Source organism: Lysinibacillus sp. VIII_CA (assembly GCF_049943995.1).
GTDB lineage: Bacteria > Bacillota > Bacilli > Bacillales_A > Planococcaceae > Lysinibacillus > Lysinibacillus pinottii.
The window spans coordinates 180,601-198,361 of the sequence record NZ_JBNFXM010000002.1 but is presented as its reverse complement, the minus strand read 5'-3'; the positions used below and the strand labels follow the sequence as shown (position 1 = coordinate 198,361).

Genomic DNA, 17,761 nt, shown 5'->3' with positions numbered 1-17,761 from the left:
AGATGAATTTTCAAATTAGAGATGCGATTACAGCCAATGTACACGGTCAATCTGCAGCAGAAATTAAAGATATTGTTGAAGATGCCATTAGCCGTGGAGAAGAGCATTTACTCCCAGGACTTGGGGTATTTTTTGAAAAATGGTGGAAGCAATCAAGCTCTACTGAACAAGAAGCATTCGTTCAAAAGTTAGAAAAAGCATTTGCAAACTGATTTTTTATAAGCAATGCATTCCCTTTCCAATAAATGCATGATAATGTTTTACTTATCAGAAAATTTGGAGGGATTGGAATGACTGTTGTAGTAGAATTTATTGTCAATCAACTCAAACAGGTATTATTAGAAGAGCAAGTGTCAACAAACGAAACGGTACGACAGCTACATGGTAAGGATGAATCCCATCATGCGATGAGCTTACCTGATATCGTTGTTTTTCCACGTTCCACCGCTGATGTCAGTGCCATCTTAAAAGTCGCGCATGCACAACGTGTTCCGGTTGTACCATTCGGTGTTGGCTCAAGTCTAGAAGGAAATGCAATTCCCATTGCAAATGGTATTTCAATCGATTTCTCTGAAATGAATGCTATTTTAGAAGTTAGACCTGAAGACCTTCTTGTAAAAGTACAGCCAGGCGTCACACGTTCACAATTGAATAAAGAATTAAAAAAGCATGGGCTACAATTTACAGTGGACCCGGGTGCTGATGCCACACTAGGTGGTATGGCAGCTACTAATGCTAGTGGCACTACTGCTGTTCGCTACGGTGTTATGCGCGATCAAGTTCGTGATTTAGAGGTAGTATTGGCAGATGGCTCTGTGATTCATACTGGAAATTTAGCAGCGAAGTCCTCTTCTGGCTATCATTTAAACGGTTTATTCGTTGGCTCAGAAGGTACGCTTGGTTGCTTTACTGAGCTTACACTGAAAGTATATGGAATACCTGAATTTGTGACCGCAGGACGGGCTGTTTTTAATACAGTGGGCGATGCTGTCAGTTCCGTCACTGCATTATTACAAACAGGAATAATGGTTGGTCGGGTGGAGTTAGTTGATGAAGCCTCCATTCAACAAGTCAATACTTATCATGACATATCCTTTAACGAAAAGCCGACACTATTTTTAGAGTTCCAGGGAAATGAGGCAGGTATGCATGCAGATATAGCATTTGCCACAGAAATTTTTAAGGATTTTCATTGCCTATCTGTTGAATTTGAACAGGATAATGCTGGACGTAATAAACTTTGGGAAGCACGCCATTCATTGGCCTATGCCTATATGCATGCTCATCCTGGTAAAAAGCTTATGTCAACAGATGTTTGTGTTCCTATTTCCATGCTTGCCGAAACCATTTTATATGCAAGGGAGCAGCTAAATAATGTGGGACTAGTAGGAGGAATTGTCGGGCATGTAGGAGACGGTAACTTTCATGCGCTATTAATGTTAAACCCCGATGATGCGGAGGAGCAGACAAAAGCCGATCGCTTCAACGAGCAAATTGTTCAATATGCTCTGCTTCGAGGTGGCACATGTACAGGAGAACATGGTGTTGGCATTGGTAAGATGAAATATCAAGCTACTGAACATGGTACCTCTCTTGCAGTGATGAAAAGTATTAAGATAGCACTTGACCCCCTTAACATAATGAATCCCGGGAAAGTCTTCTCCCTATAACCATAAACAAACCGCCGATTCCAACAATCAGCGGTTTTTATTTATAAATCATAGCGGAAGCTCTTTACTAATATATCTCCCTTATAAAATTCCTTTGACTCGTCTCTTACAAAACCTAAAGATAAATAAAGATTAATAGCAGCCTGCATAATATCTCCTGAATGCAAGTATAGTGCCTGATCCTGTCTCTTTCTTGCAAAGGCAAAGCTTTCATGCAATAATTTCTTAGCAACTCCCTGCCCTCTTCCTTTTGGATGAACCCCCAATAAACGAACGATGGTCGATTGTATATTAAGCTCTGGCAGCCCATATGCTTTCTCTGCATCGGTAAATAATTGCAGTCCCCCTAAAATCTCATCCCCTCTCCTTGCTATTAGAATAGTTTCGGCGTTTGGATTGCCAACGGATGCTCGAATATCATTTAAATAGGACGCCCATTGCTCTGGGTCCTTATAATCCTTTTCATATTGCCCATAGCTTTCTACTAAAACCTTACGATAATCTGCATACTCTTCCTCTTGTAAATGTTCAATAACAATTTCCGCTGTTGTCATATATTTTCCCCTTTCAACTAAAGCCCACTTTTACTATAGGCCATTACTCTTTTTTCAATACGATGTGAGATCGATTCTGTAATAATCGAAATCCCCCAATAAATGATACCAACCGCAATGAAAGCCTCTAAAAATTTCAAGTTCACAGAAGCAACAATGTTCGCCACTCCTGTCAATTCTTTGATGGACAGAAAAAAAGCTAATGATGTGGCATGTAAAAAACCAATAAAGACATTAGTAAAGTTAGGAATTGACTTACCAAATGCTTGTGGTAAAACATACCGTCGCATTGCTTGTGTAAATGTTAAACCTATTGCATATGCCGCTTCTAATTGCCCTTTGGGGACACTTAAAATACCAGAGCGAATAATTTCCGATGCATATGCCCCTGCACTGAATGTGAATGCAAGTATTACAAAAAATAATATAGGAATTGAACTGGATTGAAATGATAAGTGAAAAGTATTTACCACACCATCCACTAGCATGGGTAATCCAAAATAAACAAGCATGATATGCATAATAATAGGTGTGCCTCTGAAAAAGGAAACATAAAAATTTAAGAAGGGCGTCAAAAATTTTATTTGTTTTATCCGTACAAAGGCTACCATAATTCCAATTACAATACCCAAAAAAACTGGGGTAAATGTCATGAATAGTGTTAGCGGTATTACTTTACTAATTTCTCGTAAAGCCTCCATCACAAATACAATATCAATGGTCATAGCACATCCCCCTAATAAGTTTCAACTTCTTTTGGCATATAGCGATTGAAATAACGTTCATTGAATTTGAATATTTTTTCAAGAATTATGACAATCGCAAAGTAAACGATCGATAATGCCACATATATTTCAAAAGCCCGTGTTGTGGACGCAATTAAAGTCTCTCCGCGCCCAACCATATCCATTACACCTATAGAAAAAGCGAGTGAGGTATCTTTTAATGAACTAATCATGGTGTTCGCTATATTTGGAAAAGCAACGCGGATTGCTTGAGGGAAAACAATTCGCAAAAAGGCTTGAGGCCCGTTTAAGCCCACGGAAAAGGCTGCTTCTATTTGCCCACGATCAACAGTTAATATGGCTGCACGAAATATTTCAGCAAAGGCTGCCGCATTGCTCAGTGTATACGTAATAATGACAAAATACATAGCATCCAATCGAGTAACATCAATATGAATGAGCTTTAGGAGTGCTGGTACTCCATAAAACACTAAAAACAATTGCACTAAGATTGGTGTGCCACGAATAAATGAAATATAAATTGTAATAATTTGCTTTAATAGCGCTACGTTTAAAAGCTTTGGTATTGCTAGCATAATTCCTAGCACTATACCAAAAATTATGGAGAACACTAGTATTTCTGCAGTTACTGGTAAATACTGAAGCAATGTTGGAAGTACTTTCGCAATGAGTACAAAATCAAGATTATTATCCATGCCTCTTTCTTCCTTCCTTGATTGTTAGAAGTCTACTGTATAATCATCACCTAACCATTTTTTACTTAGTTTGCTAATAACCCCCTCTTTCTTCAGCTCAACAATAGCCTCATCTAAACGCTCTTGTAACTTCACCTCATCCTTATTTAATAAGAAATAAACCTTCGAATTTAATAATGCATCCCCAACAACCTTTTGCTGTGCTTCATTGCTTTCGTTATAGTATTTCACGGCAAAGGGTGTCGTAATAATGGCATCAATACGGCCACTTGCTAGTTGATTATTGACATCGACTGAACCTGAAGAATACACGATATTCGCGCCTAAATGATGATCCTTATTATATTTTTCAAGAAAGACAGCGGAGTTACTTGTTGGCGAAACACTTACGTTTTTCCCTTTCAAATCTTCAATAGATTGGATCTCATTATTTTTTTCATTTACTGTCACCTTTAATGGGAAAACATTATACGGTTCTTTATTAAATAAAAACTTTTCCTCTCGTTCACTATTAACTTCCATTTGATGGGCGATGAAATCTATTTTTCTTGTTTCTAAACTTAGTAATAAATTTGAAAATTCCATTGTTTTCAAGTCAAATTCATACTCAGGTAACTTTTCATCAATTGCTCGAACTAGCTCCACATCATAGCCGGTTAAGTTGCCTTTTTCATCGATAAAACAAATATTTGGAAACTGTGTACCTGTACCAACGATAATTTTTTGGACATCTTCTCCTCCTTGCGCTGTTTTTTGTTCATTCGAATCTCCGTCCGATTTTTCTACACATGCTGTTAAAAGCGCCGTCAGCAAAAGTAGCATATAAAATAATGTTTTTTTCATATAATTCCCTCTCCTTCTTCTATGTTTGTGAGGGTAAGCTCACGGCAAGTGCATTCTTTACGTGTTCTAAACCAATTTCTGTTATGGCTCTATAGACACCACTTTCTCTCGAGCCAATTTCTACAATGGGCACGTAACGAACACCATATTTTAAGTCAAGAATATCTCTAAATGAATCATGATTTGTTACATCTACCGTTTTATAAGGAAGGTGCTGTTCTTGTAAATACGCTTTTATATCATCGCAATAGCTGCATCCCTGCTTTGACCAAACAATTATATCTCTAGTCACACTCATTATTTTTCCTCCTTATCTTACTGTTACTTGTTGCTGCAACTTTAAATGAATAGGACTTAAAAGTTCAAAGGAGCGTTGCCTTTCAAATTCCTTTCGTACAGGCGTGTGCAAAATGAACTCATCTATTTGGTATTGAACGTGAAAATGATCAAGTAGATTTTTAATTTCTTCTGGTGATCCATAAACAATATCCGCATCATATTGTTTGACCGTATATTCCTCTCCAGACTCCTGCCCAAATTTTTCTGCTAGCTCTACGGATTGTAGAGTCAACGTCCTACCGCTTGCTAAATGAACTTTTGTAATTTTTTGGTCTTCTATCAGTCCCTTTGCTTCTTTATTTGTAGGTGCTGCAACAGCTGCGATTGAGACCACAAAGTGGCCTTTAGGATGATGTTCACGATAAATACTAGACGCCTGTGCTAGTAATTCATTGTCACTATTAATAAATCGTGCAAAGACGAATGCAATACCAAGTCTTCCAGCAAGTTCTGCACTTTGTGGACTTGCCCCTAATAAGAATAGTGCCGGACTTACTTTTGGGATAGGTGTGGCTTGCACACCATGAAGATCATGATCCGTAGGTACATTTTGTTCAATTAATTGCTGTAAAAATGTGAGTCTCTTTTCAAAATCCTCGCCTTGATTGAGCGTGCCATATTGTAAGGCTTTTGTAGAAAGCGGTAAACCACCTGGTGCCTTCCCAACACCTAAATCAACACGCCCCGGCTCTAAGGATGAAAGGACATGAAAATTTTCAGCTACTTTGTATGGACTGTAATGCTGGAGCATGACTCCTCCAGAACCAATACGAATAGATGCGGTTTTTGCAAGTAAATAGGACACTAATACTTCGGGAGATGACCCTGCTAGTGCATCCGAATGATGATGTTCCGATACCCAAAAACGAGAGTAGCCTAACTGCTCTGCATTCTGTGCCAATGCGACAGTTTTTTGTAATGTTTGCTCATTTGTAGCTCCATCCATAATTGGACTTTGATCTAATATGCCTAATGTATAACTCATACACAGCCTCCTTAATTTCACTTATTCAAATAAATTTACTAGGTTTTTAAACAGACTGTTTGATATACCTACTTTTCTTAAATGGCAATCCTAAATTTCCACGCAATGTATCAGCTTCATAGTCTTCTCGATAAAGCCCTCTAGCTTGTAATATCGGTACTACTTTATCAACAAAATCCTCTAAGGCACCTGGTACCGTTACACCGATTATGAAGCCATCTGCTGCCTCCTGCTCAAACCATTCCTGTACAAGATCAGCCACTTGCTCTGCCGTCCCAAAAAATGCCGTTTTCGGAGTCGCCTCACGTAAAGCAACTTGACGTAATGTAAGCCCCTCCTGCTTAGCATAGCGTTTAATATAATCAGTCGTACTTCTAAAGCTATTTGACCCAATTTCTCCCAGCTCTGGAAACGGCGCATTCACATCATACTGTGTAAAATCATGATGATCGAAGTAACGACCAAGATAAGCCAAAGCACGGTGAATGGAAACTAATTCAACGATTTCCTGATACTTTGCCTCTGCCTCCTCTACTGTATCGCCAATGATTGGAGAAATACCCGGAAAAATCTTTACTTCATCTGGATTTCGCTTAAATGCTGCAACCTCAGTCTTTACTCTTTTATAAAACTTTTGTGATTCTTCTATAGATGTCCCATGTGTAAAAATGGCATCTGCATCCTTAGCAGCCAATCGAATCCCAGCATCAGATGCACCCGCTTGGAATATAACTGGCTGGCCTTGCCTTGTTCGCCCAATATTTAGTGGACCTTGGACTGAAAAATACTGCCCTTTATGATGTAACGTGTGTAATTTTTCTGGATCAAAAAATTGGTCATTTTCGACATCTGCAATAAAGGCATCATCTTCCCAGGAGTCCCATAATCCTTTAACAACCTCTAAATATTCTTCGGCGATTTGATAACGTTCTGCATGACTAGGATGTTGATCTATTGTTTTATTGTAGTTCAAAGCTGTACTTTCTAAAGGAGTAGTTACCACATTCCAGCCTGCACGCCCTGCACTAATATGATCTAAAGAGGCAAATTGACGTGCCACTGTGAATGGTTCGCTATAGGATGTCGATACCGTTCCAACTAGCCCTATATTATTGGTTGCTAATGCTAATGCCGATAATATCGTAATAGGCTCAAAACGATTTAAAAAATGAGGAATCGATTTTTCATTAATAAATAAGCCGTCCGCAATAAAAGCAACATCAAATTTCCCTTCCTCTGCTTTTTGAGCCTGCTGAATATAAAAAGGCAAGTTGACACTTTGATTGCTCGCTACCTTTGGATGACGCCAGCTTGAAATATTACCACCTACTCCGTGAATAATTGCTCCCAAACGAATTTTGTCTTGTCTAGCCATATCAATTCCTCCTTATTTTTATTTTTTACTAAACATAGTGGTTAAGTATGTTTTCGAGTTAAAAAAATATTTATTTACGATCATTCATAAATAAATTTGGATTGAGAATGATATTACAGTTCATTCAGACAATATGCAATAGGTTAAGTAATAGAAAAAATTTATCGGCTACATAAAAAATTTTATCACTCCATCATTTGTCCCCTTTCAAAATCCTTCGCTGTATGACAAATTGTCTCCCAAAAATCTGAAATCAATGTATCTTTATTTTTATAAGTTAGGAATATATGTTGATTCATATCCAGTAAATGCTTCACATCTACCTCAACAAATTCGCCGCTTTCAAGCTCATTTTTGACACAAAGCTGTGGTAAAAAGCTAATATAGTTTTTTGTGCGAATGAAGGCCTTAGCGATTTCTAAATGATCTGTTCGAACCTCTATATTGGCTGCTACACCCTCTACCTCGAACATTTTATGCACATAATTCCAATCAAACGCTCCACACTCAAAAAACACCATTTTCTGTTGTACCAATTCTTTCGCCTCGATGCATTCATATTGTGGTAAAGGATGTTCACAATGCTTCACAAGTTTCACAGCATTTTTTAATAATAACTCGTTGAATATTCCTTCTCTGTGCACATACTGAATGAAAGCTACATGTATTTGGTGACTCTCCAATTTTTCTAATAGCATAGCTGTTGAGCCTGTCACCAATTGAAAACGCAAATTAGGAAATTGTTCTTTCCATTTAGGTAACGCATCCGCTAAAAAATACTGAGCTGTTACGCCATTTGCACCAATACATACATCGTCTGTTTCCTGTGTCTTTTCCAATTGCTTCTTTCCTTGCTGAAATGTTTGCACGATTTGAGTGGCGAAAGGTAAGAAATCTTTGCCTTTATCTGATAATGTTACACTTCGTCCCTCTCGATAAAATAATTCAACCCCTAGCTCCCTCTCCAATGATTTGATGCGTGCAGTCACCGTCGGTTGAGAAAGAAACAAAGCGTTGGCTGCCTTATGCGTACTCTTGTAATGGACAACATATAAAAAAGCCTCTATATGGTCTATATTCATGTGAGTTCCATCCCTTCACTCCTTATTTAAATCTATTATATAAATAATTTTTTATATTCTCTATACTTTATAGGAAAACTTAGTTTTTAGTCCTCTATCACTCCATACAAAAGAAAAAAGTAACCCAGCGTCTCCCAGGTTACTTGACTATGTAGCGATGTAGCCATCCATCTTGACAACAAGCATCGCGCGTGGTGATCATCCCTCTGTCTGTCAGCCACTTGTAGGTTATTCATATGGGCACCCTCTGTTGCGCATATAAACTCTATTTATTGTACTTTTCAACTCGAAAAGTATAGTTCAAATCTTACGCTAGAATTGATGCAAGAACTGCTTTCTGTGCATGAAGTCTGTTCTCAGCTTGCTCAAAAATGTAAGAATTAGGGCCATCAATAACAGATGTTGCCACTTCTTCCTCACGATGTGCTGGCAAGCAATGCAGGAACATGTAGTTCGGTTTCGCATATGCTACAAGCTCATCATTGATTTGGTAATCTGCAAAATCTTGCAAACGTTTTGCTGCTTCTTCCTCTTGGCCCATCGAAGTCCAAACATCTGCATAAACAACATCTGCCTGTAATACAGCTTCCACAGGGTCATGTGTCACCATAATTGTACTGCCATTTGCCGCGGCAATTGCTTGTGCGTTAGCGATCACTTCCGCATCACATTCATAGCCTGCTGGTGTCGCCACAGCTACATTCATCCCAACATGTGCTGAAGCCACTATTAAAGAATGTGCTACATTGTTGCCATCTCCTACATAGGCAATTTTAAGTCCCTTTAAAAAACCTTTGTTTTCTGCAATTGTTTCTAAGTCCGCTAAAGCTTGGCATGGATGATAAATATCTGTTAATCCATTGATGACGGGAATAGCCGCATGCTCTGCTAGTTCCTTCACCATTGCGTGGGAATTTGCTCGGATCATAATCCCATCCAAATAGCCTGATAAGACATGTGCTGTATCGTAAATGGATTCACCACGGCCTATTTGTAAGTCACGTGCATGCATAAACATACTTTTTCCACCTAGCTGATTCATACCAACTTCAAAGGAAATACGAGTACGCGTTGAATGTTTTTCAAAGATCATACCAAGTGTTTTGCCTTCTAGTAATCTTGGACATTTCCCCTCTTTGGTAATCATTTTAAGCTGAGTTGCTAATTCAATAAGTTCTTTAACTTCTTGACTTGTATAGTCAAGCAACGTTAATAGGTCTTTTCCTTTTAAACTAGAAACTAACTTTAGCTGTACTTCTTCGAGTAATTTCATGGCCTTCGCTCCTTGTTTCATTGCTGTTGAAATCAGTATATCATGCATAAATATAAAATCAACTGAATTTTTATAATTTTTTTCGATAAATATTAAATGTGACAAAAATTCGTCATATTGAATATTTATGCATAATAACATTTTTTAAGATTGAATCCTTTGTAGTTTAATTATAGAAAGGGGTATGAATAAAGAAGGAACATGGGGCAGTTATTGAAAGAACTTGAAAACGTAAAAACCTCCTAACAATTTGTTAGGAGGTAAAAATTCTTTATCTTTATATACGGCTACTTACTCGATACTGCCTGTTGGGTATAATGTAGTTCCTCCAATGGAGACTTTGATTTCATTAGACAATGGAACATTATATTCATCAATAACCGTTCTCCACCATTCCCAAGCAAGACCTGTACATTCTCTTGCATAAATTCTTATATTTTTCGAATTAGCCGGAAGCGGTATGACTGTAGAAAAATGAGCTGTTTTATCTCTCCAGTTTCCATCCCACGTTTTATGAGTTAATACTTCATTTCCATTCTCATCATAGGAAAATTCGTCCCATGCTATTTCAAATTGAGCAACGTATGCACCATAATGATCAAGGATGATCTTGCCTTTAGAATATTCTGTAGCTGTCGTCTCAATATAATCTGTATTATTATGAACAGCAGCAATTGAATGATCCTTTAAGAAAACACTTGTATAGGAAATTGGATAAGCTGGATTTTTAAGACTAAATTCTCCATTATCTTTAATGACTTCTCTAATATCATTAAAGTCCTTTGAGACAATTTGATTATGCTTTTGTGAATCTCCGCCTAATACTACAGCCGTAAAGGAACTTTCCTCAAAAATATCCTTGTATTGTGCACTAGTTTCTACATTCGTGTTAACATTCTTCAGTAATGCTTTAAATGCTGCTTGTACATCCTTACTCTTAGAGCTTGTTTCTAATTTCACATAAATTGTTCTACCATAAGCTACATTCGACACCATTACAGGAGGAGCATCATTGCTTACCCCTTTACGAGTTAGCTCTGCAAAATCAACACTATCATCGAAAAGATCTGATGGATTGTTAGGCAGTTCTGCACTTACCGTATAAAAAATTTGTTTATATGCGGCAACCATCACTTTTTTCTCTCCATTCGCAATCGCATTAAAGTCAATTCCCAGTGAATTGTCGAGAACTTGGGCGTTTACATTCAAAGCGCTTGCTATTTGAGATTTGCTATAAACCATTGATTCTGAATATTGTAGTCTTGCAGGTAAAGTATGTGTAGAGGAATATTTCTCGCTCCAAGTAGATACTAACTCATCCACGGCTCCAGATACATTACCATATGTTGGATTATCAACAGTCAAAGTATTTTCTCTTTTCATACCAGGTAAATCAATGCTAATATTTAGGGGTTTTCTTTTAGCCACCAATAAGTTGGGTTGATTGTCTACAAAAGCTTGGTTGGCAAGTTGTAGGGCTCCTGGATATGTACGATTCGCCATCGAATCAATAATTGATATATCCACTGGTGAAGTTGTCAGTGATTTCTTATTGCGCTCCACCACTATAAATTTATCATTGGAGTTAAGCCCTTCTTTTGGAACAAAGCTATCAACTCTGTCACCATTCACTGCTAGTACTTCCCTGTTGTTGTAGTTCAAGTTTGCTATACCCGTATCAATGTCAGATTTGCTTTTTACACTAGAACTATTAGTATCAAGTGTTTCAGCAAATGAAATACTTGGATAATTTAGAATGCATAAACTAATAGATAAACATAATATAAACTTGATTGTTTTTTTAATTCCCAAATAAATCCACTCCTTTTATAGGAAATTATACCATATAAAAATAATTTTCAAATATAGTATTTTCGTTTCATTTTTTATTGTGCAAATAATATGTACTTATGATTATTATGATAACTATTATGTTAATTTTGTGCGATATGTCTACTATCTTTTTTCATTAACAAAAAAGCCTTCTAACATTTTAGTTAGAAGGCAAAACTACTGTTTATCTATTTACTCTCCATTCAATCAGTCGAATGTAATTTTATTGACTGCATCACGGTCTAATTTTTTAATGACTTCAACCATTAATTTAACAGCGTTATCATAATCATCACGATGTAGGATACCTGCATGTGAATGGATATAACGTGTCGCAATACCGATGGATAATGCTGGTACACCATTTGCTGTTACATGGATGGAGCCAGCATCTGTACCGCCGCCAGCCATTGCCTCAAATTGGTATGGAATATTGTTTTCGTCTGCTACGTCTAATACGAATTCACGTAAGCCACGGTGTGAAACCATAGATGCATCATACACAACGATTTGAGGACCTGCCCCCATTTTACTCGTTGATTCTTTAGCTGTTACTCCTGGAGTATCTCCTGCTACACCCACATCAACGGCAAATCCAATATCCGGTTGGATTTTATGTGTAGCTGTTTTAGCACCACGAAGTCCAACTTCTTCTTGCACATTTCCTACAGAGTAAAGAATATTAGGGTGTTTTTCATTTTGTAAAGCTTTCATTACATCAATAGCAATGGCACAACCAATACGATTATCCCAAGCTTTGGCCAATAAATATTTTTCATTTTTCATAACATTAAACTCGAAATATGGTGTTACCATATCGCCAGGACGTACGCCCCATTCAAGCACTTCATCTTTAGAAGCTGCACCAATATCAATAAACATATCTTTAATGTCTACTACTTTATTGCGGACATCAGCAGGTAAAATATGAGGTGGCTTTGAACCGATAACCCCTATTACTTCATCACCTTTACGTGTTGTAATTGTCACGCGCTGTGCCAGCATAACTTGGCTCCACCAGCCACCTACTGTTTGGAATTTGATAAAGCCTTTGTCATCAATTTGTGTAACCATGAAACCTACTTCATCTAAATGTCCTGCCACGACGATTTTAGGTCCGTTTTCATCGCCTACTTTTTTAGCGATTACACTACCTAGGTTATCTGTTTCTACAGTATCTGCATACGGTGCAATATATTTTTTCATGACCTCACGCGGTGCACGTTCATTACCTGCAATACCATTTGCATCTGTTAAATCTTTAAACATTTGTAATGTTGGATCTAGTTGTGTCATTCTTTTGCCTCCTACTTCTTATATCTATTTTATTATACTTCGTTTACCGAAATATTCCTAGCTTAATCGTCTGAAAATTGGTGTATTTCTTAATTATTTAATATCCTGTACGCTGACGATTATAATTTTCTTGGTTTTTTTCAATATATGCATGAACTACATCTTCGAAAGTAAAACCAAGATTGTATGCAAGTAAACCATAGCATTGCCAAATTGCTAGATATCGATCCTCTGTCGGTTGCTCGATAAAAGCTAAAATAGCACTTTGTGTCTCTATAAATGTTGCTGTTAAATGTCTCTGTTCTTCTATCACAGGCCATTTTTCGATGGTTGTATAGTTCTTTAATAAGCCTAAGGAAAGGATAAAATGAATAGAATCCACATATTCTTCTAGAATGACTTCTCGTGCGGAAGGCCCTTTTGTACTCCAAAATTTAAAGCAGCGCGTTTCATTGGCTAGCTCAGCTAGCTCTACCAATAATGCTAGTCCTTTTTCTTGAAATACATCTTGCTGAATATTTTGAGTTTGCTCAATGAAATCATCCAGCTCTTTTTGCATCATAAACAATTGTTGTATATTCATTTTTTTCTCCTAAATTTCTAAAAAATATTTAAATAAAAGTGAAACTATTTGACCTCCCCAATCGTATAGGAAAGAATAACCTTTCTTCAAGGGGGAAATTTAAACATGTTGCCGTTACTAATTCGACTTGCTGTAATAGCGCTTATTATTTATGTATTTTATAAAGCGATTCGTTATATAACTGATCCTAAACGCAAACTTGACGAAGCCTATGAAAAAGGCCAATATTACTTTTATGATGACGTTAAAAATGTCCGGAAAAATTTCTTTATTTCCTATAAGGGTGCTCTTTTTGAAGGCGAAAAATACTTAGGTACAACAGAGGATGCCTTCGAGGTTGTCACTATTTTTGTCGGCGCACGTGATACTGCCACATTGCAGGGCTTTACAAAAGGCGACTTTGAATATTTACAGCAAGAAATACTATTGAATTATCCAAGTGCGAAAATCAATTGGAAGCAGCCCATTGAACAGCTTATGCGTAACACATCCTCTTGATGAGGATGTGTGTTTTAAAATGTTTTTATTTATATCCAAAGCTGTACGATAATAAAAATTTGGATGGCTGCCAGTAGAGGAAATCCAAAGGCAAAACTATTATGGCGTGTTTTGTGACGGAATAAATACATGCCAAGCACTCCACCTACTGCCCCTCCTACGATGGCTAGTGTGAACAAAGTACGCTCTGCAATACGCCATTCATGCTTTTTAGCACGCGATTTGTCCATCCCCATTAAAATGAGCAACACAATCGATATAATACTCATATAAGCTAATACTGCTTGTCCCATTTTCTACTCCTTTATCAAAAAAACGTATATGATTAATCTAACACAAAAAAGACTGATGGAAAAATCCATCAGTCTTTTTCTTCACCTATCGCATTCGCTTTCGGTGCAGAAATAATATTTAACTGAGTCAAATATTATTTAGCTACTGCTTTTTTAGCAGCGTCTGCTAATTGAGTGAATGCAGCAGCATCAGTTACAGCAAGGTCAGCTAACATTTTACGGTTAACTTCGATACCAGCAACTTTTAAACCGTGCATTAAACGGCTGTAAGAAAGACCGTTCATACGAGCAGCTGCGTTGATACGAGTGATCCATAATTTACGGAAATCACGTTTTTTCTGACGACGGTCACGGTATGCATATTGACCTGACTTCATTACTGCTTGGTTAGCAACTTTATATAATGTATGTTTTGAACCATAGTAACCTTTAGCTAATTTTAATACTTTTTTACGACGTTTGCGCGTCACTGTTCCGCCTTTTACGCGTGGCATATGAATTACCTCCTGCTTTTCATTAAAAAATGAATGTTAGTATTTTTGTAGTCAATTATTTCATGTAAACAAGTAAAGATTTGATGCGTTTGAAGTCACCAGATGAAACGATGTTTGCTTTACGTAAGTGACGTTTTTGTTTCGTAGATTTGTTTGCGAATAAGTGGCTTCCATAAGCACGGTCATATTTTAATTTACCTGAACCCGTTTTTTTGAAACGTTTCGCAGCTCCACGGTGAGTTTTCATTTTTGGCATGTCGAATTCCTCCTAAACTGTTCGTCTAATATTATTTCTCGTTCTTTGGTTGAAGAACTAAGAACATGCTTCGGCCTTCCATCTTCGGTTTTTGTTCTACCGTTGATACTTCAGCACAAGCTTCAGCAAAACGATCTAACACACGTTGACCAATATCTTTGTGTGTAATCGCACGACCTTTGAAACGTAGGCTACATTTTACTTTATCGCCTTTTTCAAGGAATTTAATCGCATTACGTAGCTTCGTTTGGAAATCATGTTCATCGATTGTCGGGCTCAGACGAACCTCTTTCATTACGATGACTTTTTGATTTTTACGAATTTCACGGTCTTTCTTTTGCTGTTCAAACTTAAATTTACCATAGTCCATGATACGAGCGACTGGCGGCTTGGCTTGAGGGGCCACAAGGACAAGATCCAAGTTTACACGAGCGGCGATTTCTAGCGCTTCATTACGTGTCTTTACACCAAGCTGGTCACCATTGTGATCGATTAATCGAAGTTCACGTGCGCGAATGCCTTCGTTTACATACATGTCTTTGCTAATAGTAATCCACCTCCAAGTAGTTGTCGCGAATACATGGTTTGGGCAAAGCCTTGCCCGGTTGAACGGTACATCCTCTTGTCATGTCCATAAAAAAAGGACGGACATTTTGAAGATGTCCGCCCGCTATATGTGCATGCGCAAGTCTACGCAAAACAATTCAACGTGTCATACCTGTTCACAGCCTTTAAAGCGTTGTATCAGGTGAGAAGCGGGCAGCCTCTACTTCAACCACAAACTTTGTATTCATTAACCTTAATTATATTAGCATGTATATGATAAGCTGTCAAATACTAATTTTCTTATCATTTCTAGATTGACCTACTATTAAATAATTTATACAACAGCAAGATTCATTTTATACAAAAAACCTCACTTATGCAAGTGAGGTTTTTTAAGAAAGATTATTTTGTAATTTCTGCTTTTATAGCTGCTAGGAAATTCTCAAAGCTAATTGTTTCGGAATCTTTTGAGCCATAGCGACGAACATTAACACCATTAGCTTCAACTTCTTTATCACCAATGACAAGCATATACGGAATCTTTTTCATTTGTGCTTCACGAATTTTATAGCCTAATTTCTCTTCACGATCATCCATTTCCACACGTAAGCCCGCTGCTGTTAATTGCTCTTCGATTTGTTTTGCATAATCGAAGTGTGCTTCATTCGATACTGGAATGACTTCTACTTGGACAGGAGCTAACCAAGTTGGGAATGCACCTTTATATTCTTCAATTAAGAAGGCAACGAAACGCTCCATTGTTGATACAACGCCACGGTGAATAACGACTGGACGATGTGGTTTGCCATCCTCCCCAACGTAGCTTAGGTCGAAACGTTCTGGTAATAAGAAGTCTAGCTGAACTGTTGATAAAGTTTCTTCTTTACCAATCGCTGTTTTTACTTGCACATCCAGTTTAGGACCATAGAATGCTGCTTCACCCTCAGCCTCGAAGTAATCTAAGCCAAGCTCATCCATTGCTTCTTTTAACATACTTTGTGCTTTTTCCCACATAGCATCATCATTAAAGTATTTTTCAGTATCAGCAGGGTCGCGATATGATAAACGGAATGAATAATCATTTAAATCGAAATCTTTATACACCTCTAAGATTAACTGCACGACTTTTTGGAATTCTGCTTTAATTTGGTCTGGACGAACAAAGATATGTGCATCATTTAAAGTCATCCCACGTACGCGCTGCAGGCCAGAAACTGCTCCCGACATTTCATAGCGGTGCATTGTTCCAAGCTCAGCAATACGTAATGGTAAGCTACGATAAGAATGCATGCTATTTTTGTAAACCATCATATGGTGAGGACAGTTCATTGGACGCATAATTAATGTCTCATTGTCCATTTCCATTGGTGGGAAAATAGAATCTTGGTAATGATCCCAGTGACCTGAAGTTTGATAAAGCTCTTTTGAACCTAATACAGGTGTATAAACATGCTTATATCCAAGAGATAATTCTTTATCGACAATATAACGCTCAATAACACGACGAATTGTTGCACCATTTGGTAACCAAAGTGGTAAACCTTGGCCGACCTTTTGAGAAGTTGTAAATAGCTCTAATTCCTTCCCGATTTTACGGTGATCACGTTCTTTTGCTTCTTCTAGCATTTGTAGGTGATGTTTTAATTCTTCTTTTTTGAAGAACGCTGTACCATAAATACGTTGTAGCATTTTGTTATCAGAGTTCCCTCTCCAATAGGCACCTGCTAATGATAGCAGCTTGAATTCGCGAAGTTTACCAGTAGATGGTACGTGAATACCACGGCAAAGATCGAAAAATTCCCCTTGATAATAAATGGACACTTGCTCATCTGCAGGGATTGCCTCTAGTAATTCTAATTTATATTCATCGCCAATTTCTTCATACATTGCTTGTGCTTCCGCACGACTTACATTTTTACGTTCTACCTCTAGATTTTCAGCAATAATTTTTTTCATTTCCTTTTCAATTGCTGGTAAATCCTCGGCAGTGATGGGTGTAGGAGAATCAATATCGTAGTAGAATCCTCCATCAATGACAGGACCAATACCAAGTTTTACATCTGGGAATAAACGTTTAATTGCCTGTGCTGTTAAATGAGCTGTTGAGTGACGTAAAATCTCAAGTGCTTCTTCATCATCTTGTGTAATAATGGCAATTGTAGCATCTTCTTCGATTGGTGTTTTTAAATCTACCAATACATCATTAATTTTACCTGCATAAGCTTTTTTTCGTAAGCCAGGGCTGATTGATAAGGCTACGTCATCTGTTGATGTACCTTTTACAAATTCTTTTACTGCGCCATCTGGGAAAGTTAATTTAATCATTTCTGACATATTCTTTGCACTCCTTTGTTAAGTTGAATACATAATGATTGATTGTAGACTAATAAAGTGATTCAG

General features: G+C 37.5%; 20 protein-coding genes. 3 read left to right on the top strand and 17 right to left on the bottom strand.

Annotated elements, in window-relative coordinates:
• The first annotated feature begins 2 nt into the window (after positions 1–2).
• The gene (gene sspI, locus ACP3VS_RS04220; protein WP_008179231.1) at positions 3–212 is read left to right on the top strand and encodes a small acid-soluble spore protein SspI; all 210 of its coding nucleotides are present in this window, start codon (positions 3–5) and stop codon (positions 210–212) included.
• Between the two features lie 78 nt (positions 213–290).
• Positions 291–1,670, top strand: a complete 1,380-nt coding sequence (locus ACP3VS_RS04215) for an FAD-binding oxidoreductase (RefSeq protein WP_031416415.1) — start codon at positions 291–293, stop codon at positions 1,668–1,670.
• Positions 1,671–1,711: 41 nt separating this feature from the next.
• Here ACP3VS_RS04215 and ACP3VS_RS04210 read toward each other — a convergent pair whose 3' ends face one another.
• The 12 genes from ACP3VS_RS04210 to ACP3VS_RS04155 form a co-directional block, all read right to left on the bottom strand.
• Positions 1,712–2,224, bottom strand: coding sequence for a GNAT family N-acetyltransferase (locus tag ACP3VS_RS04210; protein ID WP_012295590.1), 513 nt, complete (start codon positions 2,222–2,224; stop codon positions 1,712–1,714).
• Positions 2,225–2,241: 17 nt separating this feature from the next.
• Entirely contained in the window at positions 2,242–2,949 is a 708-nt protein-coding gene (locus ACP3VS_RS04205) for an amino acid ABC transporter permease (RefSeq protein WP_099805826.1), read from the bottom strand.
• A gap of 11 nt (positions 2,950–2,960) precedes the next feature.
• Entirely contained in the window at positions 2,961–3,665 is a 705-nt protein-coding gene (locus ACP3VS_RS04200; protein ID WP_031416417.1) for an amino acid ABC transporter permease, read from the bottom strand.
• A gap of 24 nt (positions 3,666–3,689) precedes the next feature.
• Entirely contained in the window at positions 3,690–4,508 is an 819-nt protein-coding gene (locus ACP3VS_RS04195; RefSeq protein ID WP_036164453.1) for a transporter substrate-binding domain-containing protein, read from the bottom strand.
• Positions 4,509–4,527: 19 nt separating this feature from the next.
• Positions 4,528–4,806: a glutaredoxin family protein gene (locus tag ACP3VS_RS04190; protein WP_012295594.1), complete on the bottom strand. Its 279-nt coding sequence runs from the start codon at positions 4,804–4,806 to the stop codon at positions 4,528–4,530.
• 12 nt (positions 4,807–4,818) lie between these two features.
• Positions 4,819–5,832 (bottom strand): LLM class flavin-dependent oxidoreductase, encoded by a 1,014-nt coding sequence (locus ACP3VS_RS04185; RefSeq protein WP_012295595.1) that lies wholly within the window; start codon positions 5,830–5,832, stop codon positions 4,819–4,821.
• Between the two features lie 46 nt (positions 5,833–5,878).
• Positions 5,879–7,207, bottom strand: a complete 1,329-nt coding sequence (locus tag ACP3VS_RS04180; RefSeq protein ID WP_036164455.1) for an LLM class flavin-dependent oxidoreductase — start codon at positions 7,205–7,207, stop codon at positions 5,879–5,881.
• Between the two features lie 185 nt (positions 7,208–7,392).
• Positions 7,393–8,289, bottom strand: coding sequence for a LysR family transcriptional regulator (locus ACP3VS_RS04175; RefSeq protein ID WP_012295597.1), 897 nt, complete (start codon positions 8,287–8,289; stop codon positions 7,393–7,395).
• Between the two features lie 307 nt (positions 8,290–8,596).
• On the bottom strand, positions 8,597–9,562 hold the full coding sequence (argF, locus tag ACP3VS_RS04170; RefSeq protein WP_031416420.1) for an ornithine carbamoyltransferase: 966 nt from the start codon (positions 9,560–9,562) through the stop codon (positions 8,597–8,599).
• Positions 9,563–9,853: 291 nt separating this feature from the next.
• Positions 9,854–11,374 carry a thiol-activated cytolysin family protein gene (locus tag ACP3VS_RS04165; protein ID WP_012295599.1) on the bottom strand — a complete coding sequence of 507 codons (1,521 nt, stop codon included), beginning with the start codon at positions 11,372–11,374 and terminating at the stop codon, positions 9,854–9,856.
• Positions 11,375–11,602: 228 nt separating this feature from the next.
• The gene (locus tag ACP3VS_RS04160) at positions 11,603–12,691 is read right to left on the bottom strand and encodes a M42 family metallopeptidase (RefSeq protein WP_008179256.1); all 1,089 of its coding nucleotides are present in this window, start codon (positions 12,689–12,691) and stop codon (positions 11,603–11,605) included.
• Between the two features lie 97 nt (positions 12,692–12,788).
• Positions 12,789–13,274, bottom strand: coding sequence for a dUTP diphosphatase (locus ACP3VS_RS04155; RefSeq protein ID WP_031416425.1), 486 nt, complete (start codon positions 13,272–13,274; stop codon positions 12,789–12,791).
• Between the two features lie 105 nt (positions 13,275–13,379).
• Between ACP3VS_RS04155 and ACP3VS_RS04150 the strand changes: the two genes are divergently transcribed.
• On the top strand, positions 13,380–13,772 hold the full coding sequence (locus ACP3VS_RS04150) for a hypothetical protein (protein WP_008179260.1): 393 nt from the start codon (positions 13,380–13,382) through the stop codon (positions 13,770–13,772).
• A gap of 29 nt (positions 13,773–13,801) precedes the next feature.
• On the opposite strand, the gene ACP3VS_RS04145 is transcribed toward ACP3VS_RS04150, so the two are convergent.
• From ACP3VS_RS04145 to thrS, 5 genes are all read right to left on the bottom strand, one after another.
• Entirely contained in the window at positions 13,802–14,065 is a 264-nt protein-coding gene (locus ACP3VS_RS04145) for a DUF1294 domain-containing protein (RefSeq protein WP_012295601.1), read from the bottom strand.
• Positions 14,066–14,199: 134 nt separating this feature from the next.
• Complete coding sequence (gene rplT, locus ACP3VS_RS04140; RefSeq protein ID WP_004226314.1) at positions 14,200–14,559, bottom strand: 50S ribosomal protein L20; 360 nt, start codon at positions 14,557–14,559, stop codon at positions 14,200–14,202.
• A 55-nt stretch (positions 14,560–14,614) separates the two neighbouring features.
• Entirely contained in the window at positions 14,615–14,815 is a 201-nt protein-coding gene (gene rpmI, locus ACP3VS_RS04135) for a 50S ribosomal protein L35 (RefSeq protein WP_004226312.1), read from the bottom strand.
• Positions 14,816–14,846: 31 nt separating this feature from the next.
• Positions 14,847–15,350, bottom strand: a complete 504-nt coding sequence (gene infC / locus ACP3VS_RS04130) for a translation initiation factor IF-3 (RefSeq protein WP_012295602.1) — start codon at positions 15,348–15,350, stop codon at positions 14,847–14,849.
• A gap of 413 nt (positions 15,351–15,763) precedes the next feature.
• Positions 15,764–17,695: a threonine--tRNA ligase gene (gene thrS / locus ACP3VS_RS04125; protein WP_036164459.1), complete on the bottom strand. Its 1,932-nt coding sequence runs from the start codon at positions 17,693–17,695 to the stop codon at positions 15,764–15,766.
• Between the last annotated feature and the right edge of the window lie 66 nt (positions 17,696–17,761).

What these genes read in the sequence shown, in the direction of transcription:
- ACP3VS_RS04160 (WP_008179256.1), bottom strand. Translation starts at nt 12,691, where the DNA reads ATGACACAACTAGATCCAACATTACAAATGTTTAAAGATTTAACAGAT.
- argF (WP_031416420.1), bottom strand. Translation starts at nt 9,562, where the DNA reads ATGAAATTACTCGAAGAAGTACAGCTAAAGTTAGTTTCTAGTTTAAAA.
- ACP3VS_RS04185 (WP_012295595.1), bottom strand. Translation starts at nt 5,832, where the DNA reads ATGAGTTATACATTAGGCATATTAGATCAAAGTCCAATTATGGATGGA.
- ACP3VS_RS04210 (WP_012295590.1), bottom strand. Translation starts at nt 2,224, where the DNA reads ATGACAACAGCGGAAATTGTTATTGAACATTTACAAGAGGAAGAGTAT.
- ACP3VS_RS04200 (WP_031416417.1), bottom strand. Translation starts at nt 3,665, where the DNA reads ATGGATAATAATCTTGATTTTGTACTCATTGCGAAAGTACTTCCAACA.
- ACP3VS_RS04155 (WP_031416425.1), bottom strand. Translation starts at nt 13,274, where the DNA reads ATGAATATACAACAATTGTTTATGATGCAAAAAGAGCTGGATGATTTC.
- ACP3VS_RS04175 (WP_012295597.1), bottom strand. Translation starts at nt 8,289, where the DNA reads ATGAATATAGACCATATAGAGGCTTTTTTATATGTTGTCCATTACAAG.
- ACP3VS_RS04180 (WP_036164455.1), bottom strand. Translation starts at nt 7,207, where the DNA reads ATGGCTAGACAAGACAAAATTCGTTTGGGAGCAATTATTCACGGAGTA.
- ACP3VS_RS04205 (WP_099805826.1), bottom strand. Translation starts at nt 2,949, where the DNA reads ATGACCATTGATATTGTATTTGTGATGGAGGCTTTACGAGAAATTAGT.
- thrS (WP_036164459.1), bottom strand. Translation starts at nt 17,695, where the DNA reads ATGTCAGAAATGATTAAATTAACTTTCCCAGATGGCGCAGTAAAAGAA.
- sspI (WP_008179231.1), top strand. Translation starts at nt 3, where the DNA reads ATGAATTTTCAAATTAGAGATGCGATTACAGCCAATGTACACGGTCAA.
- ACP3VS_RS04195 (WP_036164453.1), bottom strand. Translation starts at nt 4,508, where the DNA reads ATGAAAAAAACATTATTTTATATGCTACTTTTGCTGACGGCGCTTTTA.
- rpmI (WP_004226312.1), bottom strand. Translation starts at nt 14,815, where the DNA reads ATGCCAAAAATGAAAACTCACCGTGGAGCTGCGAAACGTTTCAAAAAA.
- ACP3VS_RS04190 (WP_012295594.1), bottom strand. Translation starts at nt 4,806, where the DNA reads ATGAGTGTGACTAGAGATATAATTGTTTGGTCAAAGCAGGGATGCAGC.
- ACP3VS_RS04215 (WP_031416415.1), top strand. Translation starts at nt 291, where the DNA reads ATGACTGTTGTAGTAGAATTTATTGTCAATCAACTCAAACAGGTATTA.
- infC (WP_012295602.1), bottom strand. Translation starts at nt 15,350, where the DNA reads ATGTATGTAAACGAAGGCATTCGCGCACGTGAACTTCGATTAATCGAT.
- ACP3VS_RS04145 (WP_012295601.1), bottom strand. Translation starts at nt 14,065, where the DNA reads ATGGGACAAGCAGTATTAGCTTATATGAGTATTATATCGATTGTGTTG.
- ACP3VS_RS04150 (WP_008179260.1), top strand. Translation starts at nt 13,380, where the DNA reads ATGTTGCCGTTACTAATTCGACTTGCTGTAATAGCGCTTATTATTTAT.
- rplT (WP_004226314.1), bottom strand. Translation starts at nt 14,559, where the DNA reads ATGCCACGCGTAAAAGGCGGAACAGTGACGCGCAAACGTCGTAAAAAA.